Below are 22,922 nucleotides of genomic sequence, written 5' to 3'. Positions count from 1 at the left end.
TATTTCTCATGGCGAAAGAATCGGCGACCCAGCTTGGCTTGAGATTCTTCCTACCTTCGGTCGTCAGAATGACGGCGTTTTATCGTGATGTGGATAAGGTGTGACAGCGATATTAGAACTGGCGGGTGGCCCAGTTTTTGCGTTGGGGACTTCACATTGTAAAGATGTGGGATAGAGCAGTCCCGTGTCTCAGAAGCGAGACATGGGTACCCATATATTTTGGGCTGGAAGAAAACTGCAGGTCCCTCCGCTTCGGCCGGGATGACAAATCTCTTTAAGAGATTTCGTTGGGTTTGGGATCTGATCGGCAGCGAAAGGTTTGAAGTGTGCCGGGGCTAAAGCCCCCATATATTTCTGCGCTTATTCACCGGGCTGAAGCCCGGTGCTTCTACCTTATGCTTTTACATAATGCTTCTTCCTAATGCTTTCTGCCTAATGATGCTTCTATCCAAACTGCTTCAGAATGACTATGGCCTGAGGTTGGCGAAGACGCAGGCTCTATCGGAGATTCGGCCTCGTAGCGCCGCATAGAGGGCAGCTCAGGCGGTTGTGCGGCGTGCGGGCAGAAGTCTTTCGTCGAAGGTTTGTAGGTTATTGCGGCCTGTGTCTTTCACGTTGTACATGGCGGCGTCGGCGTTGCGGAGAAGCTCTTCGGCGGTGCAGCCGTCTTCGGGAAAGACGGAGACGCCGACGCTGAGGATCAGGCTTATGTTTCGTCCGCTGATCTCAACAGGCTGCACGGTGTTGCGGATAATCTGTTGGCCGCAGTGCATGATGTCCTGCAGGGTGCGGAATTCGGGCATGATAATGACAAACTCGTCTCCACCCATGCGCGCTACTGTGTCGGACTCGCGCACGGAGGAGAGCAGACGCTGCCCTACAGTGGCGAGGAGGACATCGCCGTCGGCGTGGCCGAGTGAGTCGTTGATCTGTTTGAAGTGGTCAATGTCAATGAGGAGGACTGCGACCTTCTGGCCGTGGTTCTGTGCGCGGAGGACAGCCTGGCGGAGACGCTCGTGGAGCAGCATGCGATTGGCGAGGCCGGTGAGATGGTCGTGATGGGCAAGATAGTGGATGTGATCGGAGCGGCGGCGGTGCTCGGTGACGTCGCGGCTGGTGACGGCGATGCTGTTGTTGCCGAGCCTGACGACCTGGACGTTGAGCCAGGTGGCCTTGATCATTTCGTCATCGATGTAGACTTCGCAGGTGTAGGGAGTTCCGGTGCGGACGACCTCACGGTATTTGTGAATGAGGCCGGATTCGATCATGAAGGGCCGAACTTCAGTGAGGATTTTGCCGTAGAGGGTTTCCCGAGGCATGCCGAGTCGACGCTCGGCGTTAGGGTTGATGTAGCTGAAGGTGAAGTCGAGGATTGTGCCGGAGGTATCGGGGATGCCGTCGAAGATGTAGAAATCGTCCAGAGCGCATTCGGCTGCGGCGAAGAATCGGGCGTGACTGGTGATGGCGATTGGGGTTGCCGTGCGAGGGCGTCGAGCAAGGACGGCATTGAAAAGAGTGAGGGGCTTACTCCAGAGACGTTTCGTCCGCATACCAGCTTTGGGCCTGTCGATCAGCACAGATGGGATATTGATAGCAAATTATATCGTCCAGATGGCGGTGGCCCAGATCTAAAGTCAGGGCGACATCGACGGGTATTTCATTCGGCGGGTGCATGGCGCACCAACCATTCATGTCCGAAAACCGCCAGTTAATCTTTTAGCAAGTGCGAAGATTGAAACATGGAACTGCCCGCTCGTGAAGTTGGTTATCGCGCTTTGCAGAGCCGAGACGCGCGTTTTGACGGCCTGATCTTCGTCGGGGTTACATCGACAGGTATCTACTGTCGCCCTATATGTCCGGCACGTACAGCGAAGTTTCAGAACTGCAATTTTTTCGGCTCGGCTGCGGCTGCGCAGGACGCAGGTTTTCGACCATGCCTTCGCTGTCGACCGGAGACGGCTCCCGATCTGGCTTCATGGCGTGGAACTTCGAATACGGTTTCTCGTGCGCTGGCGCTTATCGCAGAAGGCGCCCTGGATGGCGATGGAAACGGCGTTGAAAAACTGGCCGGACGTTTGGGATTGGGCGAGCGTCAATTACGACGCTTGTTCCTGCAGCATCTGGGAGCGTCTCCGATCTCGGTTGCGCAGACCCGCCGCGTGCTTTTCGCGAAGCAGCTTATTCATGAAACCCGCATGCCGATGACTGAGGTTGCGATGGCCGCTGGATTCGGCAGCTTACGACGATTTAACGAAACATTTCGCGATCTGTTCCATCGCGCTCCCAGCGCTTTGCGCAGGAAGAACGCTGCAAAGGATGCGGAGAAGGATGTGGTGTGCTTCAACTTCGCTACCGTCCGCCATATGACTGGGACTGTATGCTCGACTTCCTGCGGGCGCGCGCGATTCCGGGCCTAGAAGTTGTGGAGGATGAGCGTTATCTGCGTACTGTTGACGTGGACGGAACATTCGGCAGCATCGAGGTGAGGCATCTTCCGCATCGGCAAAGTCTCGGTGTCAGGATCTGCTTTCCGGATGTCAGGTCGCTCCCAGCCATCGTCACCAGGGTGCGACGGGTCTTCGATCTCGGAGCTGATATCGAAACGATCGACGCTCATCTCTCCGGCGATCCGGTGCTTGCTCCGCTCGTGGCGCAGCGTCCCGGGTTGCGAGCTCCCGGCGGTTGGGATGGTTTTGAAACCGCAATACGCGCAGTCCTGGGCCAGCAAATCAGCGTTGCCGCTGCACGCCAATTGGCGGGTAAACTTGTCGCTCTCCACGGCCGCGCTGTTCCGAAGTCTTTTCTCATCCATCACGATTTGTCACACGTGTTTCCTACATCGAAGCGGCTGGCCTCGGCTGCCTCGCTTGGGGTGGGCATGCCGGCTGCTCGTTTGTCGGCATTGAAGGCAGTAGCTGAGGCGGCATTTGGCGATCCGAATCTCTTTCGTCCCTTTGGCAATATCGAAGAGACAGTTGCACGGTTGCGGTCTATTCGCGGTATCGGCGAATGGACGGCACAGTATATTGCGCTGCGCGCTATCCGCGAGATGGACGCTTTCCCGGTCACTGATATTGGACTGCTCCGCGGTGCGGCTTTTATAGAGGGAGAAAAAACGACGCCTGCAAATCTCTTGAGCCGCGCTGAATCATGGCGGCCATGGCGTGCCTACGCGGCGCAGCACCTTTGGGCTGCGGGCGGAAGCCGCCCGTATGTTCCAAGTTAATTCGAACGAGAGGGGATACGACTATGAGTCTCGCCTGGAAAATAATGGAATCGCCGGTAGGAAAGCTGAAACTCGTCGCAAGCGACAAAGGTCTGGCCGCCATCTTATGGGAAAACGACCGGCCACACCGTGTGCGCCTCGACGATCTGGTTGAGGACGAGCAACATCCTATTCTTGTTAAAACAGAAGGCCAGCTGCGAGAATACTTCGCTGGAAAACGAAAAGAGTTCTCCATTGCTCTCGATATGCAAGGCAGTCGATTTCAGAAAGATGTATGGGAGGCTTTGCTCGCGATACCATTCGGCGAGACAAGAAGCTATGGACAGCTTGCGAAACAGCTCGGGAACCCGCGTGCGACACGGGCCGTTGGAGCAGCGAACGGAAGAAATCCAATATCAATTATCGTGCCTTGTCATCGCGTGATTGGGTCGTCCGGAAAACTTACGGGCTTCGCAGGTGGCCTCGAAACGAAAGCGCATCTGCTCGATCTGGAGCAGAAAGACTGTAACCTGTTCAGCAAGAGGATTCCGACATGACGTCTCCCCCAAATGTCGTTAAAGAATCAGAGCAACGGTCCCGTACAGCCAGACATCTTGCTGCTCACGCCATCGTCGCGCTACGCGCGGGTTTCCGTGTCGAACGAATTGCGCTGGACGCAATCTCGAATGCGCACGGAGGCGTAGTTTGCGATTGGAAGCAAGCGAGAGAAGCCTATCGCGACGACGAAAAATTAATCCATCGAAGTTTTGCTCTTGTTTACGTCGGAGGTCTTATAGATCAAGAACATCTTGAGAATATCACTGATGACCTCCGCGCAGAGATGAAGGCCGATATGGCGGCATCCGAAGATTCTCGCGAGACCGCTGTTGCGTGGAATCTGGTCGCGTCAGTTCAAGAGACTAATGCATTCGCACGGATAGGCTATAAGCTGGCTTCGCGTCTGATCAAAAAAGATGGACCGCTCATCGAAAAGCTCTCAGTTCTTCTGGCAGAATGGGGATCTGTGGATGAAGCTTCTCTTATGGAATGGTTTCAGCAAAACGCTTCGCCGTATTCTCTCGACGAATTGGAAAAAACAAATACCTACTAGACTTTAAGTCCGCCTGGTGCTTCACGTCGTTTCATCGTGCGAACAGGCGTGGAAATACTGCAGGCTGGGGTTGTGCTGCATCATATCGTTCAATAAGCCTTGCGTGGGCTCCCATTCTCCGATCGGGGGATAGAGCAGCATGGCTTTGCGTGCGAGCATGGTCGATCCCGATACGGCAGCCTCAATCGCCGCGCGCTCATAAGCCTTGACTGCAAGCACCAATCCGCGCACAGCTTCGGGGAGCGTTCCGCACGCCTCGGGCTGAATTGAATTGTTGGCGATAGTACACGGAACCTCTACGATGTCCGCGTCTGCGATTTCTGCGATCGCACCGTGGTTCGGCACATTGACGATGAGCCTTTGAGACTCGAGTCCACGCAGGGCTTTCATCACATCGAGCGCGATACGGTGGTAACCGGTCGCGGCGCGAAATGGGTCCTCTTCCAGCATGTTGCTTTTATCAAATGCCGATCCCGCACTCGCCTCCAGCTTCATATAGGAGCCGGAGCGCTGGTTCAGATAGCTGGTGTAGAGAGACAGAGCCTCATTTGGATTGCCGGCTTGCAGATGATTCGCAAGGTCGGCAATGAGCTGGTCATTCAGGCGGCTCACCTCCTCACCCCGCGTGGTTCCGGCTGCTCGCTGATTGGTCAATGCCCGGCTCCGGCAGTAATAAAAGTAGAGATATTCGGTCGGGAGCATTCCAAGGCAGCGCAGCAATTCGTGATCGAAGAGGCTCGCGTGATAAAGCTGATCGAGTGCTGCGTCATCAGCGAGGAGATCTCCCAGCACATCCACTCCGTCGAGAAGTACGCGCCTCACCCAGCCCAGATGATTGAGGCCGAGGTAGTCGCAACGCACGCGTTTGGAAGAAACGCCCAGCGCCCCTGCGATGCGATGAAAGAGTTCTTCCGGAGTGTCGCAGATGCCGATGACGCGAACTCCGGTGTAGTGAGAGATTGCCTGCGTGATCAATCCAGCGGGATTTGTAAAGTTGATGAACCACGCATTCGGACTTCGCTTTTCCACCAGGCGCGCATATTCGAGCGTAGGTCCAACGGTGCGTAGTCCCATCGCCACTCCGCCTGGTCCGGTAGTTTCCTGTCCGGGATATCCATGAGTCAACGCCGTGCGCTCATCCTGTGCGCGGGAGCCGATGCCGCCAACGCGGATACTGCTCAGTACAAAGCTGGCATCAGCTACCGCATCTTCTGCCGAGGCGGCGACGCGAATGCGCAGGCGGCCTCCCTCTTTGGCAACAATCGCACGGCCCAACTCGGCCATGATGCTTACCCGTTCGGAATCGGGATCGTACAACGCGAGTTCTTCAGCTCCGAGGAGACGCGCTGACTCGTTGATGCCAAAGATAACGAGCGGCGTGCGTACGCCTCCACCGCCGATCAATGCGAGCTTAAGATTGCTTGAGTTTGTCATGATAGAGTTCCAGTTCCTCTCGCCTCGGAAGGGCGCTGATTGCGCCGGCCTGACGCGTAGAAAGAGATCCGCAGAGACAGCCCTGCTCGATTGCTGAAGGCAACGGGCGACTATCGAGGAAAGCATCGATGAGGCCAGCATCGAAGGCATCTCCCGCGCCGGTCGTATCCACGACTTCAATCGCGAAGGGGCGTGCTTGAAACGTCCGGTCATTCACCAGGGCAGCCGCTCCGTCACTGCCGAGTTTCAGGACGACTCCACGAATATCCGCAGATGCCAGTTCCCGAAGAATCGACTCGGGGGACTCTTGACCTGTCATGATCTGCCCTTCTTTTTCGTTCGGCAGGAAGAAGTCGACTTCGCCGCATGTGCGCCAGTTTTCTGGATTTTTAAGCCAATTTGGATGATGGCCGGGATCGATGGAGATCGTGCAACCGGCTTGTTTCAGCGGAGGGAAAAGTTCCTGCGCCAGTTCGCGCTCGAGAGCAACGGCAAAATGCACATGCCTGGACTGAGCCATACGGGCCTGCGTTTCAGGATTTCGAAGGTGTTCCGCCAGTTGCCGGTTTGCGCCCGGCCACGTGAAGAAAGATCGATCCTCGCGGGTAGACAGGCTCACGGTGACCGCCGTTCCCTCTTCGACCAGCCTAAGATCTTCGACGATGACGCCGAAGCTGCGCAGGCGATCCTCAATCCACGTATCTCCTCGACCCCCCACGGCAAAGAGTGCAACCTGGCGTCCCAGGCGCGCAAGTGCGCACGCTGTGATGGCAGCGCCCCCGCCTACTTCGCGCACATAACAGTCGGTAAAAAGTTCCTCGCCGGGCTGCGGCCATCTTTCGAAGCCAGCAAACACATGGTCGGCGAAAATCTCGCCTGCCACAGCAACATCCCACAGTTTTTTCATGCAACCCCGAAAGGCCATTCATGTGCCCGGTACGACCGCAGAAGAAATGCGGCGATACCTACCACAATTAATAGCGCACCTATTTCAATGTAGCGCGCGCCGCTGGTCACAACGATATAGATCCAGCCAAATAATGCCACGAATGCAGGCAGCGGAAAGAACGGCATGCGATAAGACGAAGGGTCGCTTCTGGAATGTTTTCGCAGAAGAAATACTGCAACACATTGCGCGATGAACTGCAGCATAGTTTGGACGACGATGAGCGTGCTGATCAGATCGGCGAGGCTGAAGATGCAGGCCACGGCCGACAGCAGACCCATCGTCCACACGGCAATGATGGGATATTGCCCCTTTGCATGGAGCCGCGAGAAAACTGAAAAGAAGCGCCCGTCCACGGCTGCTGCGTATGGAACCCTGGAGTATCCGAGGAGCACGGCAAAAACGGAGCCGAAGGTCGCAATCAGAATCAGAACAGAGACCAGCCTGGCTCCCATCACGCCATAGATTCGCTCCATGAACATGGCGACGATCGCATCGGAATGCATCGCCTCGCGCCAGGGAACGACGCCCAGGATAGAAACATTCATGGCGAGATACAACACAGCTACCAGGCCGATGCTGATAAGGATGGAGCGCGGGATTGTCCTGCGCGGGTCACGCACTTCTCCGCCGATCAGGCAGACGTTGAAATAGCCGCCGTAGTCGTAAAGCGCGATGAGCGTGGCCGCGCCGAGTCCGGTGAAGAAACCGTGCGAGAGTACAAACGCATGGGCGGGAAAGTCGAACGCAAGCGCGGCATGAAAATGTAACAGGCCGCTCAGCAGAATCCAGCCACCGGTTCCTAAAACAATGACCGCGATGATGACAGAGAGTCCACCAATCGTACGGATTCTGCGCAGAAGCAGGACGGTATTGAGCAAGCACACCACAGCCGCAAGTACCGGAAACTGCCATCCGTGAATCGACGGCACGAGATATTTCGCATACTGCGTAAACCCTACTGCGCCGGACGCGATCGAAAGCGGTCCAACCAGCATGGTCTGCCAGAGAAAGAGAAAGCTGAGCATGCGGCCAAAGCTCCGCGGACCAAAAGCTTCCAGCAGATAGTGGTACGGTCCACCGGATTGCGGCATGGCCGAGCCGAGTTCAGCCCAAACCAATCCATCGCAAAGTGCAATCAGGGCGCCGAGAATCCAGCCCAGCATGGCTTGCGGACCACCCATCGCGGCGAGCACAAGAGGGATAGTGAGGAATGGGCCGATACCGACCATGTTCAGGACATTTGCCGATATGGCACCCCAGAGACCGACTCCCCGCTCCAGTTGTGGGAGCCGGTCGTGGTGGGTGGAGGCAGCCACTACCGGTTGCAGCCGCGAGCCATTCATCGTGGTATCTTCCAAGTCGCCATAAAGGTCATTTACGCCTGAATAGTGCTTTACGTTTGAATTTCAACTTTACTCTTCAAACAGATGGGATCGGAGATGTCATTCCCCGCTTCCAGCTAATCATACTTGCCTGAAACTCGTTCGAGCGCTGATGCAATTTACATCCCAGAGTCACTCCAACTGAAAATATGCGGCTTGCCTCTAATAAGTTCTTGCGCTTTCGTAAATGCTAACGTAACTTTCTGGTCAACCACTTTCATGCAGTCCAGAGAACATGGAGTGTTCCGCGTATGGTCGGCCAAACCGAATGGTTGTGCTTCGACAAGATCGTCTCGCGATGTTCCTCAATCGTTAACGGCATTTAGACGTCCGTCCAAAAACGATACGAAAGCCCAAATTTTCAGGAGGCAGTTCAATGCTACCCAATGGTGCATTCTCAGAGGCGTATCCACATAGCTATGGCAAGCGCACGCTCTTCGGAATTGCATTTGCGCTCGTCTTTTTAGCACATGCATTCGGCCAGATCGACACGGGCTCGATTGTGGGAACAGTCCGCGATGCAAGTGGTGGAGTGGTGGTCGGCGCGCGGATCGAGATTACCAATAACGCGACGAATGTCACTACTTCCGTGCTGACGAATTCCGATGGCACCTATCAGGCTCTCGCGCTTATCCCCGGCGTCTATCGAGTGAAAGCATCGTCTAACGGCTATTCATCCGAAGTGCAGGAGGCCGTGCCTATCAATGTGCAGACCCGGGCGCAGGTTGACTTTGCACTGAAAGTCGGCGATCTGCAGCAGGAGCTAGTTGTTGTTGCCACTGTGCAGGGATTGCAGACGCAGACGGCGGACGTTGGAGGCGTGATCGACAGCAGGCAGATCAATGATTTACCGCTGAATGGGCGCAACTACGATCAACTCGCGCTCCTGGAACCGGGCGTTTATCACAACCCGGATGCGGAGGTAGCCAATCCGGCCCAGGGACGGTTCAGCGCCAACGGAAATCTGGAACTGCAAAACTACTTCTCCCTTGACGGCATTGACAACAATACAGGATCAGAGAATCTGCAGGAGCAGTCCGTACAGGCGGTTGCGCCCCCACCGGATGCGCTGCAGGAATTTCGCATACAGACAAGAACCTATTCGACTGAATTCGGCACATCGGCCGGAGCGGTAGTCAATGCCTCGACAAAGTCGGGCACCAATAAATTCCACGGTGATGTCTGGGACTACCTGCGAAACAGCTCACTCGATGCGAATACCTACTTCAACAACTATACGGCGACACCCAAGGGTCATTTCGATCAGAATCAGTTCGGCGCGACAATTGGCGGTCCGATCATTCATGACCGTACCTTCTTTTTCGCGGCTTATCAGGGTTTGCTCAGCAGCCAGGCCCAGACCGTCTACTCGACTGTGCCCACCCCGGCGATGAAATCGGGTGACTTCAGCGCCTTATCGGCAACCTACAATCTACAAGCGGTAGCCGATGGCCAGACTGGTTGCATCGTGAATAACGTCATCAAGCCAAGCTGCATCGATCCGGTCGCAGCGCAGCTTTTTGCTCTTTATCCCGATCCGAACATTGGGACGGCTTATACCGGAGCACCCAACTACCAGTTTGTGACATCGGTGCCGACAAATACCCAGATCGCGACCGGGCGTGTCGACCACACCCTGAACAAGCACAACGCGATTTTCGGGCGCTACAGCTATGACTGGTCTAACTATCAATCGCCGCTTTGGACGGCAAATCCGCTGGCCGGAAACGGCGACTTTTCGACCCAGTACATTCTCCACGACCAGTCGGTCGCACTGGGCTGGACCTACACGCCTTCTTCTGCGCTGGTCAATTCGGCTCACTTCGGATTTCTGCGCGATTACTCGCATAGCGATCCGATCGGGCTGACGCTTGGGGAATCCGCAGCACCGCAATTCGGCCTGACTGGCATCCCAGTCACTCCCGAAACCGCTGGCCTTCCCCCCATGTATGTTTTTGGCCTGACGACGCTTGGATCATCTATCTACCGGCCACAGTTTCAGGTCGCGCAGGTGTGGCAGTTTGTCGATGACGTCTACCTTCTTAAGGGCAACCACAGCATGCAGTTTGGCTATGAGTACCACGAGAACTCGCTGAACTTTTTCGACCTTGAAGCACCTCAGGGCGCGATTCTTACTGAAGGAATCTATACAAATACCCCAGGATTTGCGCCCGCCGACTTTCTCCTGGGAGACGTAACTGAGGCCATCTACGAGAACGCTCTGGAGGTCAACAACTACATCCGAGGCAACTCGGTGTATGGTCAGGACACCTGGCGCGTCACACCAAACTTCACTATCAATTATGGTCTTCGGTATGAGTTGTACCCGCCCTTCTGGTTAAATCGCAAGGACGAAACGTCGAACTTCAGCCCCGACAATGGCGGACAGATCATTACCGCAAACGGAGACAACGGCGTGTATGGCCGTACGCTCATTCACCCGGACAATCTAAATTTTGCTCCTCGCTTCGGCTTCGCTTATCACGCTTCCCCACCGCTGGTTTTCCGCGGCGGATTCGGCATCTTCCATCAATTCGTAAATCGAATCGGGTCGGAGGCGATGCTGCAACTGAATCCTCCTTTTTTGATTAACGATGCTGTCTCTCAACAGCTTGGAAGCACCACACCTGTTTTTCAATTGAAGAACGGCTTCCCGTCCGAACAATTGAAGGCACTCGGCATCGACCTGCCGCAATTGCAGATCAGGGCGCAGGATCCGAACGAGCGCACAAGTTACATTGAGCAGGCAAGTTTTGGACCGCAACTGCAGGTGAGCAACAACACGGTCCTGAACCTTACGTGGGTTGGAAACTGGGGACGCAAGATGAATCGTCTTCGGAATGCGAACCAAGGCGTGCTGACCGGATATAGCGGCACGCAACCGGTGATTACGTTCCCTTACCCCAACCTGAACACCATCAGTCAGTCGGTACAGGGAGCGGGCCAGCACGCATTTCTGGAACTCGGAACCAACGACGGCATCACAGACTTCGAAGCGCTCGAAGTCAGTTTGAAGCGCCAGTTAACAAATCGCCTGATGTATCAGATCAGCTATACGTGGTCGCATAATCTGGCGAACTATGTAGACAACCTGACCGGCACCGCGTTCCCGCAAAATGCCTACGATTACAGCCACGAGTTCAGCAACTCACCGCAGGATGTTCGCAACCGGTTTGTAGGAAATGCCATGTGGGAACTGCCTATTGGTCAGGGAGGCTGGGTGTTGAATCACGACAGCCTCGCCTCGCGCCTTCTCGGTCACTGGCAGTTCAATACGATCGTGAGCTTCCAGACCGGTATCCCGTTTGATGTGACCGCCCCGGATGCGAGTTTCACTGGTCCCAGTCATCAGTCCTATCCGGACTGCACAGGCGATCCTTTTGCCGGAGCTTCCACGAATCCAAAGGATTACGCCGGAAGTCTTTCCTCGGGATTCTTCATTAATCCTGCAGCCTTTACTCAGCCGGCTCCCGGAAACTTCGGCACCTGCCGTCCACGTATGTTTCACGGACCTGGAATTCAAAATGTGGATATGAGCTTATTCAAGAGCTTTCCAATTCGAGAAAGTATGCGGTTTGAATTCCGCGGCGAGTTCTTCAATACGTTCAACCATCCCAACTTCGCTAATCCTTCCGCAAGCACCTCTTCACCGGGAGCGTTCGGCAAGAGCACGGCGACGGTGACAGATCCGCGTGAAGTTCAATTGGCAGGAAAATTTTACTTTTGAGAACGCGAGTGTGGAGATGCGTTTTTGATACAGGCCTTGTCGTAAAGCGGCAGCGAATAGAGAGGGCCGGAAAAGAAATAGGTGGATATGACCCGAAGAATCAGGCCCGTTCTCATGTTTTGGGCGGTATCAGTGGCATGCAGTCTGCTGGTTCAAAACGCGTTCGCTGAGGTTCCGTGTCCGGTACAAGGCGGCGCACGCCTGGATCATCGCCCAATCCCTGAGAATCGTGGCGCTGCAGCACTCTCGGAAGTGCTACAAAAACTTCATACGCGCGCGAGCATGTTGATGGTGACCGCTCATCCGGACGACGAAGATGGTGGAACGCTGGCTTATACTTCGCGCTCATTAGGCGCGCGCGTCTCGCTCGTGACACTGAATCGAGGTGAGGGTGGCGCCAATGTCATGTCGTCTGATCTATGGGACGCGCTGGGACTGGTACGCACCGAGGAGTTGCTTCAGGCCGACCGCTACTATTGCGTCGATCAGTATTTTTCGATTGCGACAGATTACGGCTTCTCGAAGACACTCGACGAGGCGCTACAGAAGTGGGGCCACGATCGTATCTTCTATGACGTTGTGCGTGCCGTTCGCATTGAGCGCCCGTTGGTGATCACGTCTGTCTTCGTAGGCGGTCCGTCGGACGGACACGGAAACCACGCAACCGCAGGTCTCTTTGCGCAGGAGGTCTTCAAAGCTGCAGGTGATCCGACGGTCTTTCCGGATCAGATTAAAGACGGCCTCCAACCCTGGAATCCGCTGAAAGAATATGCACGCGTTCCCTTCTCGCTTGAAAAGGACACGCTCTCGCCAAAAGGTCTCTATGACTATGCAACTCATCGCTGGCAGCCTGCTGGCGTACAGAACTATATTTCAGGCAAGTTCGAGGCCGGAGCGGTCAGCGCGACGGTAGAGATCCCGACTGGCACTTACAGCAGCGCGAGCGGATTGAACTATCTGCAGATCTCACGTGAAGGTCTTGGCTTTCAGAAATCACAGAACGAAGGCGCTGCAATTCCACCTGCGGGGCCAGACAGTTCACCTTACCACCGCTTTGGATCGCGCATTTCCGCGAAAGATGAGGAGAAGTCGTTCTTCGACGGCATAGACACAACACTGCCGGGAATCGGAGATTTGGCTCAGGGCGAAGATCACGCATTCCTGACGCAAGGTCTCAACGCGATCAATGGGCTGGTTGAGGAAGCGATCAACACCTATTCGGTCAATGATCCCGGCAAGATTGCAGACACGCTGGCCAAAGGACTAAAGGCGACAGACGATCTTACTGAGGCAGTTAAGAACAGCAGCCTCTCAGAGCGCGCGAAATACGATGTGCTGCATGAGTTGAAGGTAAAGCAAGACCAATTTAATGATGCTCTCGTACTGTCTCTCGGTCTTTCCGTGGCGGCAAATATCACGCCTGCGCATCCCCCGACGGGCATGTTTGCGCGCTTTTTTGGCGAGCCCCCGAGCTTCGCCATGGCGATCCCGGGCCAGAACTTCCCTGTTAAGGTACATGTTGCGGAATCCGGTCCGCTGCCCATCAAGATCGACGGCGTCGAATTGAAATCCTCCGGCACTCAGGGATGGGGACTTCAAGCAAGAGGTTCCACATCCGCATCACTCAGCGGCGACAGCACGTTTGACGCGGTTTTCGACGTCCATGTACCGGAAGACGCAGGGTATACGAGACCGTATTTCGAACTCCCCAGTATCGAGCAGCCTTATTACGATCTGCGCGATCCGCAATATCGGGGCATGGCGCTCGCCCCATATCCGCTGGAGGCATGGGTCAATGTGTCTTATCAGGGTGTGAAAATACGCGTTAGAGAAGTGGTGCAAACCATTCAACGTGAAGTCGGACCTGGGATCGTCTTCCATCCAATGCCGGTAGGTCCGGCAATCTCAGTAACCATGTTACAAAGCGCCGGAATTGTGCCTCTGGATAAGACTTCTTTCCCAGTAAGCGTAAGAATTCACAGCAATGTGAAAGGACCAGCGCAAGGAGCTCTTCACCTGGAAATACCTTCTGGCTGGCGATCGGAACCGGCGACATCCAATTTCACTCTGGCGAAAGATGGAGAAGAACAGATTGTCACGTTTCGTGTGTTTCCCAGCCATCTGGCAGAGCAACCCTATAAGCTTACGGCGGTAGCGAGCTATGACAATCACAACTATAAAGAGGGCTATGTTGAAACAGGATACTCGGGCCTGAGACCCTACTTTCTCTATCGCGCAGCTGATTACAAAACAACGGGAACCAACGTAAAGGTCGCCCCCAATCTTCAAGTCGGTTATATCGAGGGAAGCGGCGATGATGTGCCCAAGTCGCTCGAGAACCTAGGCGTGCATGTACGCTTTCTAAATCAAGACGACCTTGCAGGCGGTGACCTAGGTAAGTACAACGTCATTGTGGTCGGCATTCGCGCATATGCCGTGCGCAACGATTTAGTGACTTACAACGGACGACTGCTGGAATATGTGAAAAACGGCGGTGTCGTAATCGTGCAATATCAGACACCTGAGTTCGATCACAACTTCGGGCCTTATCCCTATACGATGACGTCTGATCCCGAAGAAGTCACCGACGAGAAGTCCACTGTCGCTCTCCTGGATCCATCCAGCCCAGTCCTCTCGTGGCCGAATAAGATCACCGCCACAGACTTTGAAGGTTGGATCGAAGAACGCGGATCGAAATTTATGCAGTCGTGGGATTCGCACTACGCAGCTATTCTTGAGACGCATGATCCGGGCCAGGACCCGCAAAAGGGCGGCATGCTCTTCGCGAAATATGGGGCAGGCGCTTATGTATATACCGCGTATGCGTTTTACCGGGAGCTTCCATTGGGAGTGCCCGGCGCCTATCGGATTTTTTCGAATCTCATAAGCTTGCCCTCGAACCCGGCGATACGATCAACTACAAAGATATCCAAACCATAGAGATATATCTCTGAGCATAGATGTCGGAACACTCGCGAGATTCTGCTTCAAGATCGTCACACAGGAAGTCGATCACCATGCGCATTAGAGTGTATTTCATCTCACTGCTTCTATCGGTAGCACTGACTGGCTCCGCCGCCGCTCTTCCCTCCTGGCCGCCTTCTGGAGGCGAGGGACCATGCGCCGTCACCAAAGAGGCAGATGTGCCTGCGCGTATGCGGGACGGGGTCATTCTTAAGGCCGATGTGTATCGGCCCGCGACGAAGGAGCTTGTGCCGGTAATCCTGATGCGTACTCAGTATGGAAAAACCGCGGCGCAGATACAGCCATCGCGCTTTCAGACGCCGAGCTGGTTCGCTTCTCATTGCTACTTAGTCGTGATTCAGGATATTCGCGGACAGTATGCGTCCCAGGGAATTTTTTATGAGTACGCAAACGACCGCGACGATGGCTATGACTCAGTGGAATGGGCAGCCCACCTGCCGGGTTCCAACGGCAAGGTTGGAATGTATGGATCCTCCTATGTAGGCGCGACGCAGTGGCTTGCGGCGACGGCCACGCCACCTTCGCTGAAGACGATTGTCCCCTCCAATACTGCTTCTGACTACTATGACGGTTGGACTTACGAGGATGGCGCCTTCCGCCTGGCCTTTATCGAGAACTGGATGATGGAAACCATTGTCAGTTCTGCAGCTGCTAATCGCGGAGACGCAAAGTTAAGCGCCAGGCTGCGCGAGGACGGCAAAGATATCGCAAAGTGGATGCAGTTCCTGCCATACGATCAATTCCCGCCGTTTCAGTCAGGTGATCCCGCAGTAGCCCCTTATTTCTTCGATGCAATCAAGCATCCTTCAAATGACGCTTATTGGAGGGCTTTCAGCATAGAGTCGAGATACGACAAAGTCAATGTGCCGGTCCTCGCTTTCGACGGATGGTACGACGCGTTTCTCAACGGTTCACTGCGAAACTTTACCGGAATGCGCAAGCATGGCGCGAATGAGTTGGCGCGGACAAATCAGCGCATCGTGATTGGGCCCTGGGAGCATCTCGGATGGGGACGGCCAGACAGTCCTGTGAGTCCGCGTCTCAAAGCGATTGGCCCTGTCGCCAATAGCCCCGTCAATGAGCTGATGCTCGCATGGTTCGACCATTTCCTCAAAGGCAAAGACAACGGCGTGAGCACCGGTCCTCGCGTGGACTACTTTGAGATGGGTGAGAACAAATGGCATACATCTACAGAATGGCCACTGCGAGGTACGCAATATCAGAAATGGTATCTGACGAGTAGCGGGCACGCCGCATCAGTGATGGGCGATGGCGCGTTGAGCACGACGCTTCCTGGAGCGAGCAGCAGCAGCGGAGAATTGAATGGAGCGGTTACAACGAACGCGGCATCTGATGAGTTCCTCTACGACCCATCTAATCCGGTCCCAAGTGTTGGCGGCCACTCCTGCTGCTCCTGGACAACCGGCCCGCAAGGACAGTTCGATCAATCCGCGATAGAGCAGCGAAGCGACATACTTGTTTACTCGAGCCAGCCGTTAGCTGCCCCTCTTGAGGTAACGGGACCGATAACCGTCACGCTGTATGCAAGTTCTTCTGCATCCGACACCGACTTTACAGCGAAGCTGGTCGATGTTTTTCCCGACGGCACAGCGGTGAACCTGAATGACGGCATTCAAGCGACCCGCTTTCGCGACTCTCTGTCGCAAGCATCGCCCATCGAGCCGGGCAAGATTTACCAGTACAAAATTAATGTATGGCCAACCAGCAATCTCTTCCTGCGTGGCCACAAAATTCGCTTAGAGATTTCTTCGAGCGACTTCCCTCAATTTGCCCCCAATCCAAATACTGGTGATCCCTTCGGCACGAGCGCAAAATGGCATACCGCGCGGCAGACTATTATCCATGACAGCGAGCATCCATCTGCGATCACGCTGCCTGTCATTCCGCAGGGATCCAGCGATCAAGGGCAGGATATCGCGCCTGGGAAGTGATGAAGATTGCTTAGTTCTCCAAACGGTTATCACTACTAGCGGAGCCAGATTTGACATTCAAACATCCGAACGCACCTAAGGTGCGAGCTGACCGATATTCGGCCTTGAGGAGAATGTTCTTGACTTGAGCTGACAGCGCAAATAGATTGGCTGCGGAATTTATCCGGACTATGGCTTCGAGGTGATTCATGAAAATGCCCCCAGTCGCCGTCATCTTTGTCCTGAGCCTTTTCGCATTGGCTTCCGTCAGTTCGCAGGGACAACATCGGCCCTCCAGCCCTGAACATCCTCGAATGGTAGGTTATCTGCCTGAATGGATGATTTACAGCGGCTACTATCCAAAAAACCTGGCGGTCAATGGATCGGCAAAACAGCTCACCCACATCCTTTATGCGTTCTCCAACCTTCCCGCACCGGACTCACCTGGGGCAGGCACATGTCAGCTGGGCGATCCGTGGGCTGATTATGAAGTGCCGGTAAGCGCGGCAGACAGTGTCGACGGTGTAGCCGATCCCAATACGAATGGACTACAAGGCAACTTCAACCAGCTTCTCAAGCTGAAGAAAAAATATCCCAATCTGCGGGTGCTGATTTCAATTGGTGGATGGTCGTGGTCAGCCGGGTTTTCCGCTGCTGCAAGCACCGATGCCTCGCGGAAAGCCTTTGTGTCTTCCTGCGTTCAGACTTTTATCGCCGGGAATTTCAGCGATCCGCTGGATTATAGCGTCACCCAGGCTGGTGTATTTGACGGAATCGACATCGACTGGGAGTATCCGGGCGCCTGCGGCAATACCTGCTCTTACAGCCCGAACGATACAGAAAACTTTACGCTGCTGATGCAGGAGTTTCGCCGCCAACTCGACGCCATGACTGCCGTAACTCATAAGCAGTATGACCTGAGTATTGCCGCGCCCGCCGGTCAAGACGACTATTCGCTGATTCAACTGGGAGAGATTCAGAAGTCGCTCACCTTCGTCAACCTGATGACCTATGACCTGAATGGCGCGTGGAATAATTACGCCGATCACGCAGCACCGCTATTCACTGCACCGAATGATCCGATTGCTGCAGATAAGGGGAACAGCATGGCTGGCGCAGTTACCGCGTACTTGAAGGCCGGCGTACCGGCACAAAAGATCAATGCCGGTATTCCCTTCTACGGACATGGATGGGTGGGCGTTCCGGCGAAGAACCACGGACTGTATCAGTCGGCAACGGGAGGCGCGCCTGACGACCAGGCCAACTATAACGTACTCAAAACGCTCACAGGCTTCAACAGCTACTACGATCCATTGAGCGGGATGGCGCACTGGATCTACAGCCCGTCGACGCAGACGTTTTACTCCTACGATGACGACGTCACCGTGTTTACCAAAGCTCTATATATTCGCGCTGCGCACCTGGGAGGCGCGATGTTCTGGGATGTCACGGGCGACGACACAGAAGGGACGCTCTTACACTCAGTCTATGCGGGATTGCAGACGTGGTAGGAAACGGATTTCATCTTGTCCGGCGATGAGAGCGGCTTTCACGCCTAAGCCATCAACAAAAGGATAATGCACTAATCAAGTTGCGCAGTCTCTCGGCGGAGCCGCCAAAGAATGATCGCTAACGCTGCCAGCCCTGCGCTCCATACCACGAATGCCAAGCGCACAATCTTCGCAGGCGCCACGCCTGCCCGCTTCAAGAGAAACGGCAGAAAATTCCACGTGGTGATGTGGACGTAGTCCCATGGGTCTTCAGTCATGGCGTGATTACTCAGCCCCCAGGCATCCATTTTTCCGAACGCGAAAGCAATGATGTTCCGCAGGCGCAGGGCAATCACAAAGGTTGGGTGACCGAGCGTCTCCATCTGGTAAATTTCGAGTGGTAACCAGAAGGCTAACGATGCGATCTGAATCACTGTGCTGATCGCTAAGAGCGCGATTCCTGCTGCCCAAACTGTGCGTCCAATTTCTTTGCGATAACGTAACAGCAACGGAACCGCAAGTAAGGTCGCGAGCTCTATGGTAGTTGAGACGTAGCGATCGCCCCATGCAAAGTCACCGCTCCACACCGTATAGCGAGCGTAGAAGCTGATATACGCAAACAACAGGATACAAAGTGTGATTTGGTATGCCTTAACGGCTGGACTGAACCGTTTCCAGGCAACGACGGCGAGCAAAATTGTGAGAATCAGTAGAGGATCGAAGAGAAAAATTGACTTCTCTGGCGCGAGTAACGGCCCCAAAAAACCGATATGGAATGGGGTTTCGAATGGATAGCTGGCAGGCAGAGATGGATTTCGTTGCCGGGCTTCGCGAGCAAGCACAGCCACATAGGTATTGAAGAACGATCCAAAACGATAGTACTGGTGTAAGCGATCGATCAATCCAAAAAACGCATAAACCGGCAGAGCGATTGCAACACAGGTACGACATTGACTCCACAGCGTTCGTCCCCGAATTCCCTGGAACCACGAGACAAGCAACAGGAAAAGGGCTCCTGCCAACAGGTCCATCCCGGTAGTGAGCCGGGTCAGCAGATTGAGCCCAAAAGCGCCCGAACCAAACAGGAGTGCGCGTCGACTACCACTGCGTAACCATAGGTATTGATAAGAGAAGCCGGTCAGCGTCAACAGAAAGATGTAGTTGTTCTCCATCATGTTCTGCGTGTAATGCAGGTGCGTGGTAGACAGCAGCAGGGCCAGAACGCCCGCGGCTGCATGCTTTTCCTTAAAGCCCAGTTGTCGCAGGAATCGGAAACAAACCAGCGAGGTCAGAATGCTGATAAGGATGTTTGTGCTGTAACTAACGATGATGTTGCGTACGCTAGGGTCGTTTCCGGTGTAGTCAGCGAATACGGGAAGACGCTCTACGTACGTACCAACTACATCTGCAGGCAGCATGAGCAGTGACTGGCCGATACCATACCAGCTCTGCAGGCGGCCTCCGCGTCCATGCACGCCGAACTCGGGAAACTCCTGCTGAAATACGGGCGGCTCCGTAGTCCAAAAGGAGTGAGCGGATTGGAGTCGATGTTGTGTGTCGGCGGATCCTAACTCGCCCGATTGCACTACGAAGGCGATAAGACCCGCTGCGAGAGCCAGGAAGAGTGGAACACCGGACCACCGGCGAAGAGGCTGGATCATGCGTATATGTGAGTTTAGAGGAGAAAGCCGTTCCCTGGTTTGAGGAAAATTGAAACCTCGAAAAACGAAGAATCAGAACCAGCGATCACTCGTTCGGCTCTGCATACCGAATTGGGAGGTAATTTGAATCCCGACGGCTCCGTCGCACTGCTGGTGCGTGACGAAGAGAGCGTAGTCAGGAATTAAAAGCCTGGCCGCGCCTTGTATTCATCATCCGGAATGGCCGGTTAATGCTACGATCATGCACATCTATTAAAACGCTCCTCCGGAGACAAAATCTAATGTTTGCTATCGCCTCCGTGCAACGCGGCTGTAGGAAGCTTATTGCAGCTTCGACGCTGATTTCTCCTCTTAGCCTTCTTCTCGCGCAGATGTCGGAAAGCGCTCCGCCCGCTGACATCGTCATCAAGAATGCGACCGTGATGACGGTAACGCATGGGACGATTGAGCACGGAAGCGTGTGGCTGCACAATGGCAAGATTGCCGGTACAGGGACTTCGGTTGATGCTCCGACAAGCGCCATAGTGGTTGACGGGACCGGTAAATATGTGACACCGGGAATCATCGACCCGCATTCGCATTCCGCTCTGGGCGACGACGTAAACGAGGCGACCAGCCCGGTGACGCCATCAATGATGATGATTGACGCCTTCGATAACAGCGACATGGCGCTGTATCACGCGCTCGCAGGCGGGGTGACGACGGAGCTACTGCTGCATGGCTCGGCTAACATGATTGGCGGGCAAGCTGTAGTCATCAAAAACAAGTTCGGCTTCTCGCGCGATGCGATGCTCTTTCCCAATGCGCCCCGCTCGATCAAGTTTGCCAGCGGCGAGAATCCGAAACGCGTCTATGGACGGCGCAACGAATTGCCTTCGACGCGCATGGGCAACTTCGAAGTGATGAGGCAGGCCTTTGAAGACGCGAAAGCCTACATGGCTTCATGGGATGCGTACAACGCCAAGGTGGCGAAGGGCGATAAAGACGCGGTTGCGCCAAAGAAAGATCTGAAACTTGAAGCGCTGGCCGATGTGCTGCGCGGCAAGTTGTATGTTCAGATTCACTGCTACCGTGCCGACGAATTTCTGACCGAAGAAGCCATCGCGAAGGAATATGGCTACAAGATTCGAGCTTTTCATCACGCGCTGGAGATGTACAAGGTGGGCGATAAGATCGCGCCGACTGGCACAGGCATTGCGACCTTTGCCGACTGGTGGGGATTCAAGGATGAGGCTTGGGACGCAATCCCGTGGAACGCGGTGATGAGCATGCGCGAAGGCGTGCGCGTGGCGTTGAAGAGCGACTCCAACGATTATGTGCGGCGGCTGAATCAGGAAGCGGGAAAGATGATTCACTACGGCGGCGCGACGGAAGAAGAAGCGCTGAAGATGATCACGCTCAATGCGGCGTGGATTATTGGTGTCGATGACCGCGTCGGTTCCCTCGATACGGGCAAAGATGCGGATGTCGTCATCTGGAATACTGATCCACTCTCGACCTATGCGCGTGCGGAGAAGGTGTATATCGACGGCGATCTCTTCTTTGACAGCTTACTGCAGGGTCTGGGAACGACGCACTTTCATGGCGTGATGCACGAGGCGGGTTTCAGTGGCTCGGATGACGAAGAGGGAGACGGCCAATGAAGCGGGGATTCGTGGTCACAGGATTTTTGCTTTCTTGGCTGCCGTGGGTTGGAATCTGTGCAGCGCAGGCAGGTCCCAATAACACTGCGCTGGCTCTGGCCAAGACGATCGCCATTGTCGGCGGCAAGTTACTGACGATTACGCATGGCACGATCGAGAACGGCGTCGTGGTTATGTCCGGTGGCAAGATTGTTGCGGTTGGGGCGGCCGCCTCGACGAAGGTACCCGCCGGCGCACAGGTTTTCGATGCGAAGGGGATGACGGTGTATCCGGGACTCTTCGATGCGGAGACACATCTGGGCCTCACGGAAGTCGCCTCGGACGCGAACAGCAATGACCTGGCTGAGCCGAGCGACGAGATCATGCCGCACATGCATGTATCCGATGCGTTTCACGCAGAGACAGTGCACATTCCAGTGGCCCGGCTCAACGGCATCACCAATGCCATCATAGCGCCGGCATCGCAGGACTCAGTTGCCGGCCAGGACGCAGCAATCCAGCTTTATGGACGCGACCGCGACGCCATGCTGCTTGGTCGTGATATTGCGCTGGCGATGAATTTCGAAGGAAGCGTGCGCAGGAAGGCGAACTACGAAGGACCCTCTAAATTTCCGACGACACGCATGGGGCTCGCCGCACAGATCAGACAGGTCTTTTTGGATGCGCAAACATATGCGGTTGAGCAAGAAGGGGCGGCAAAACCAGATCACAAGGGACCCCAACCCAAGCGAGATCTAAAGCTCGAAGCGTTACTGCCGTATATCAAGGGCGAGAAGCCTGTGGTGTTGAGCGCATACGAAAGCTACGAAGTGGAAGTCGCCATGGGAATTGCGAAAGAGTTCAACCTGAAGGTGATTCTCAATCATGTCACCCATGCGCAGGACATATTGGATGAAATTGCTTCCTATCATGTGCCAGTCATTGTTGGACCGATCTATGACGCTCCGCGACCGGATGAACGGTACGATGCCGTTTACTCACTGCCGGCAGAATTACGGAAGCGCGGCGTGAAGATTGCATTCTCATCGCTGGGCGGATCGGGTGATGTTCGCAATCTTCCTTATGCGGCGGGTTACGCGGTCGCTTATGGACTGCCCTATGATGAGGCGCTTAAGGCGATTACTCTGAATCCGGCCGAGATGTTTGGGTTAGCGGACTCTCTGGGATCGCTTGATGTGGGTAAAACTGCGAATGTCGTCGTAGCAAATGGCGACCCGCTGGATGTCCGAACTTCTGTCAAGCAGGTGTTCATTGATGGTGAAGCCGTGCCCATGGTAAGCCGCCAGACGCAACTGCGAGATCAGTACATGCCACTTACGGAGAAAAAGTGAATTGCACGATTCGTGTCAAACTCCAGGATTAAAATAGCAGCTTTTCTTGGGGTGATCTGGTACGTCTCAGGGA

The 22,922-nt window shown here is 54.8% G+C and carries 15 protein-coding genes; 10 read left to right on the top strand and 5 right to left on the bottom strand.

The annotated features are described in order from the left end of the window. Window positions 1-539: 539 nt before the first annotated feature. The gene (locus GSQ86_RS04310; protein WP_158748729.1) at window positions 540-1,550 is read right to left on the bottom strand and encodes a sensor domain-containing diguanylate cyclase; all 1,011 of its coding nucleotides are present in this window, start codon (window positions 1,548-1,550) and stop codon (window positions 540-542) included. A gap of 189 nt (window positions 1,551-1,739) precedes the next feature. Between GSQ86_RS04310 and GSQ86_RS23305 the strand changes: the two genes are divergently transcribed. Genes GSQ86_RS23305 through GSQ86_RS04295 form a run of 4 tightly spaced genes read left to right on the top strand, consistent with a single transcriptional unit; the run spans window position 1,740 to window position 4,316 of the window. Then, window positions 1,740-2,417, top strand: a complete 678-nt coding sequence (locus GSQ86_RS23305; protein ID WP_254062137.1) for a bifunctional transcriptional activator/DNA repair enzyme AdaA — start codon at window positions 1,740-1,742, stop codon at window positions 2,415-2,417. Continuing rightward, on the top strand, window positions 2,336-3,226 hold the full coding sequence (locus GSQ86_RS23300) for a DNA-3-methyladenine glycosylase (protein WP_254062136.1): 891 nt from the start codon (window positions 2,336-2,338) through the stop codon (window positions 3,224-3,226). Before GSQ86_RS23305 ends, GSQ86_RS23300 begins: the two co-directional genes overlap by 82 nt. Window positions 3,227-3,270: 44 nt before the next feature. After that, window positions 3,271-3,762: a methylated-DNA--[protein]-cysteine S-methyltransferase gene (locus GSQ86_RS04300; protein ID WP_216841010.1), complete on the top strand. Its 492-nt coding sequence runs from the start codon at window positions 3,271-3,273 to the stop codon at window positions 3,760-3,762. After that, the gene (locus GSQ86_RS04295; protein WP_158748727.1) at window positions 3,759-4,316 is read left to right on the top strand and encodes a hypothetical protein; all 558 of its coding nucleotides are present in this window, start codon (window positions 3,759-3,761) and stop codon (window positions 4,314-4,316) included. Before GSQ86_RS04300 ends, GSQ86_RS04295 begins: the two co-directional genes overlap by 4 nt. A 21-nt stretch (window positions 4,317-4,337) precedes the next feature. On the opposite strand, the gene GSQ86_RS04290 is transcribed toward GSQ86_RS04295, so the two are convergent. From GSQ86_RS04290 to GSQ86_RS04280, 3 genes are read right to left on the bottom strand one after another with little or no spacing between them, the layout of a single operon-like run. Beyond that, the gene (locus GSQ86_RS04290) at window positions 4,338-5,750 is read right to left on the bottom strand and encodes a 6-phospho-beta-glucosidase (protein WP_158748726.1); all 1,413 of its coding nucleotides are present in this window, start codon (window positions 5,748-5,750) and stop codon (window positions 4,338-4,340) included. Then, window positions 5,728-6,657 carry a carbohydrate kinase family protein gene (locus GSQ86_RS04285; protein ID WP_158748725.1) on the bottom strand — a complete coding sequence of 310 codons (930 nt, stop codon included), beginning with the start codon at window positions 6,655-6,657 and terminating at the stop codon, window positions 5,728-5,730. Before GSQ86_RS04285 ends, GSQ86_RS04290 begins: the two co-directional genes overlap by 23 nt. Then, window positions 6,654-8,042, bottom strand: coding sequence for an APC family permease (locus GSQ86_RS04280; RefSeq protein WP_158748724.1), 1,389 nt, complete (start codon window positions 8,040-8,042; stop codon window positions 6,654-6,656). The genes GSQ86_RS04285 and GSQ86_RS04280 overlap by 4 nt, the downstream gene beginning before the upstream one ends. A gap of 415 nt (window positions 8,043-8,457) precedes the next feature. Between GSQ86_RS04280 and GSQ86_RS04275 the strand changes: the two genes are divergently transcribed. From GSQ86_RS04275 to GSQ86_RS04260, 4 genes are all read left to right on the top strand, one after another. Continuing rightward, entirely contained in the window at window positions 8,458-11,808 is a 3,351-nt protein-coding gene (locus GSQ86_RS04275; RefSeq protein ID WP_158748723.1) for a TonB-dependent receptor, read from the top strand. Window positions 11,809-12,060: 252 nt separating this feature from the next. Further along, window positions 12,061-14,748 (top strand): PIG-L family deacetylase, encoded by a 2,688-nt coding sequence (locus GSQ86_RS04270; RefSeq protein ID WP_216841009.1) that lies wholly within the window; start codon window positions 12,061-12,063, stop codon window positions 14,746-14,748. A gap of 77 nt (window positions 14,749-14,825) precedes the next feature. Beyond that, window positions 14,826-16,745: a CocE/NonD family hydrolase gene (locus GSQ86_RS04265; protein WP_158748721.1), complete on the top strand. Its 1,920-nt coding sequence runs from the start codon at window positions 14,826-14,828 to the stop codon at window positions 16,743-16,745. 188 nt (window positions 16,746-16,933) lie between these two features. After that, window positions 16,934-18,235, top strand: a complete 1,302-nt coding sequence (locus GSQ86_RS04260; RefSeq protein ID WP_158748720.1) for a glycoside hydrolase family 18 protein — start codon at window positions 16,934-16,936, stop codon at window positions 18,233-18,235. Between the two features lie 71 nt (window positions 18,236-18,306). On the opposite strand, the gene GSQ86_RS04255 is transcribed toward GSQ86_RS04260, so the two are convergent. Then, window positions 18,307-19,875: a hypothetical protein gene (locus tag GSQ86_RS04255; protein ID WP_158748719.1), complete on the bottom strand. Its 1,569-nt coding sequence runs from the start codon at window positions 19,873-19,875 to the stop codon at window positions 18,307-18,309. Between the two features lie 281 nt (window positions 19,876-20,156). Between GSQ86_RS04255 and GSQ86_RS04250 the strand changes: the two genes are divergently transcribed. Together GSQ86_RS04250 and GSQ86_RS04245 are read left to right on the top strand one after the other, a co-directional pair. Beyond that, complete coding sequence (locus tag GSQ86_RS04250) at window positions 20,157-21,518, top strand: amidohydrolase (protein ID WP_254062135.1); 1,362 nt, start codon at window positions 20,157-20,159, stop codon at window positions 21,516-21,518. Beyond that, window positions 21,515-22,849, top strand: a complete 1,335-nt coding sequence (locus GSQ86_RS04245; protein ID WP_158748718.1) for an amidohydrolase family protein — start codon at window positions 21,515-21,517, stop codon at window positions 22,847-22,849. Before GSQ86_RS04250 ends, GSQ86_RS04245 begins: the two co-directional genes overlap by 4 nt. Window positions 22,850-22,922 lie beyond the last annotated feature (73 nt).

The organism is Acidobacterium sp. S8, assembly GCF_009765985.1.
In the GTDB taxonomy this organism is placed as follows: domain Bacteria; phylum Acidobacteriota; class Terriglobia; order Terriglobales; family Acidobacteriaceae; genus Alloacidobacterium.
Note: the sequence above shows the minus strand (reverse complement) of the source record. Positions and strands in the feature narration are given on the sequence as shown.

Excerpts from the sequence above, each read along its gene's own strand:
- GSQ86_RS04250 (WP_254062135.1), top strand. The coding sequence starts at position 20,157 with ATGTTTGCTATCGCCTCCGTGCAACGCGGCTGTAGGAAGCTTATTGCA.
- GSQ86_RS04260 (WP_158748720.1), top strand. The coding sequence starts at position 16,934 with ATGAAAATGCCCCCAGTCGCCGTCATCTTTGTCCTGAGCCTTTTCGCA.
- GSQ86_RS23305 (WP_254062137.1), top strand. The coding sequence starts at position 1,740 with ATGGAACTGCCCGCTCGTGAAGTTGGTTATCGCGCTTTGCAGAGCCGA.
- GSQ86_RS04245 (WP_158748718.1), top strand. The coding sequence starts at position 21,515 with ATGAAGCGGGGATTCGTGGTCACAGGATTTTTGCTTTCTTGGCTGCCG.
- GSQ86_RS04255 (WP_158748719.1), bottom strand. The coding sequence starts at position 19,875 with ATGATCCAGCCTCTTCGCCGGTGGTCCGGTGTTCCACTCTTCCTGGCT.
- GSQ86_RS04300 (WP_216841010.1), top strand. The coding sequence starts at position 3,271 with ATGGAATCGCCGGTAGGAAAGCTGAAACTCGTCGCAAGCGACAAAGGT.
- GSQ86_RS04285 (WP_158748725.1), bottom strand. The coding sequence starts at position 6,657 with ATGAAAAAACTGTGGGATGTTGCTGTGGCAGGCGAGATTTTCGCCGAC.
- GSQ86_RS04310 (WP_158748729.1), bottom strand. The coding sequence starts at position 1,550 with ATGCGGACGAAACGTCTCTGGAGTAAGCCCCTCACTCTTTTCAATGCC.
- GSQ86_RS04280 (WP_158748724.1), bottom strand. The coding sequence starts at position 8,042 with ATGAATGGCTCGCGGCTGCAACCGGTAGTGGCTGCCTCCACCCACCAC.
- GSQ86_RS04275 (WP_158748723.1), top strand. The coding sequence starts at position 8,458 with ATGCTACCCAATGGTGCATTCTCAGAGGCGTATCCACATAGCTATGGC.
- GSQ86_RS04295 (WP_158748727.1), top strand. The coding sequence starts at position 3,759 with ATGACGTCTCCCCCAAATGTCGTTAAAGAATCAGAGCAACGGTCCCGT.
- GSQ86_RS04265 (WP_158748721.1), top strand. The coding sequence starts at position 14,826 with ATGCGCATTAGAGTGTATTTCATCTCACTGCTTCTATCGGTAGCACTG.
- GSQ86_RS04290 (WP_158748726.1), bottom strand. The coding sequence starts at position 5,750 with ATGACAAACTCAAGCAATCTTAAGCTCGCATTGATCGGCGGTGGAGGC.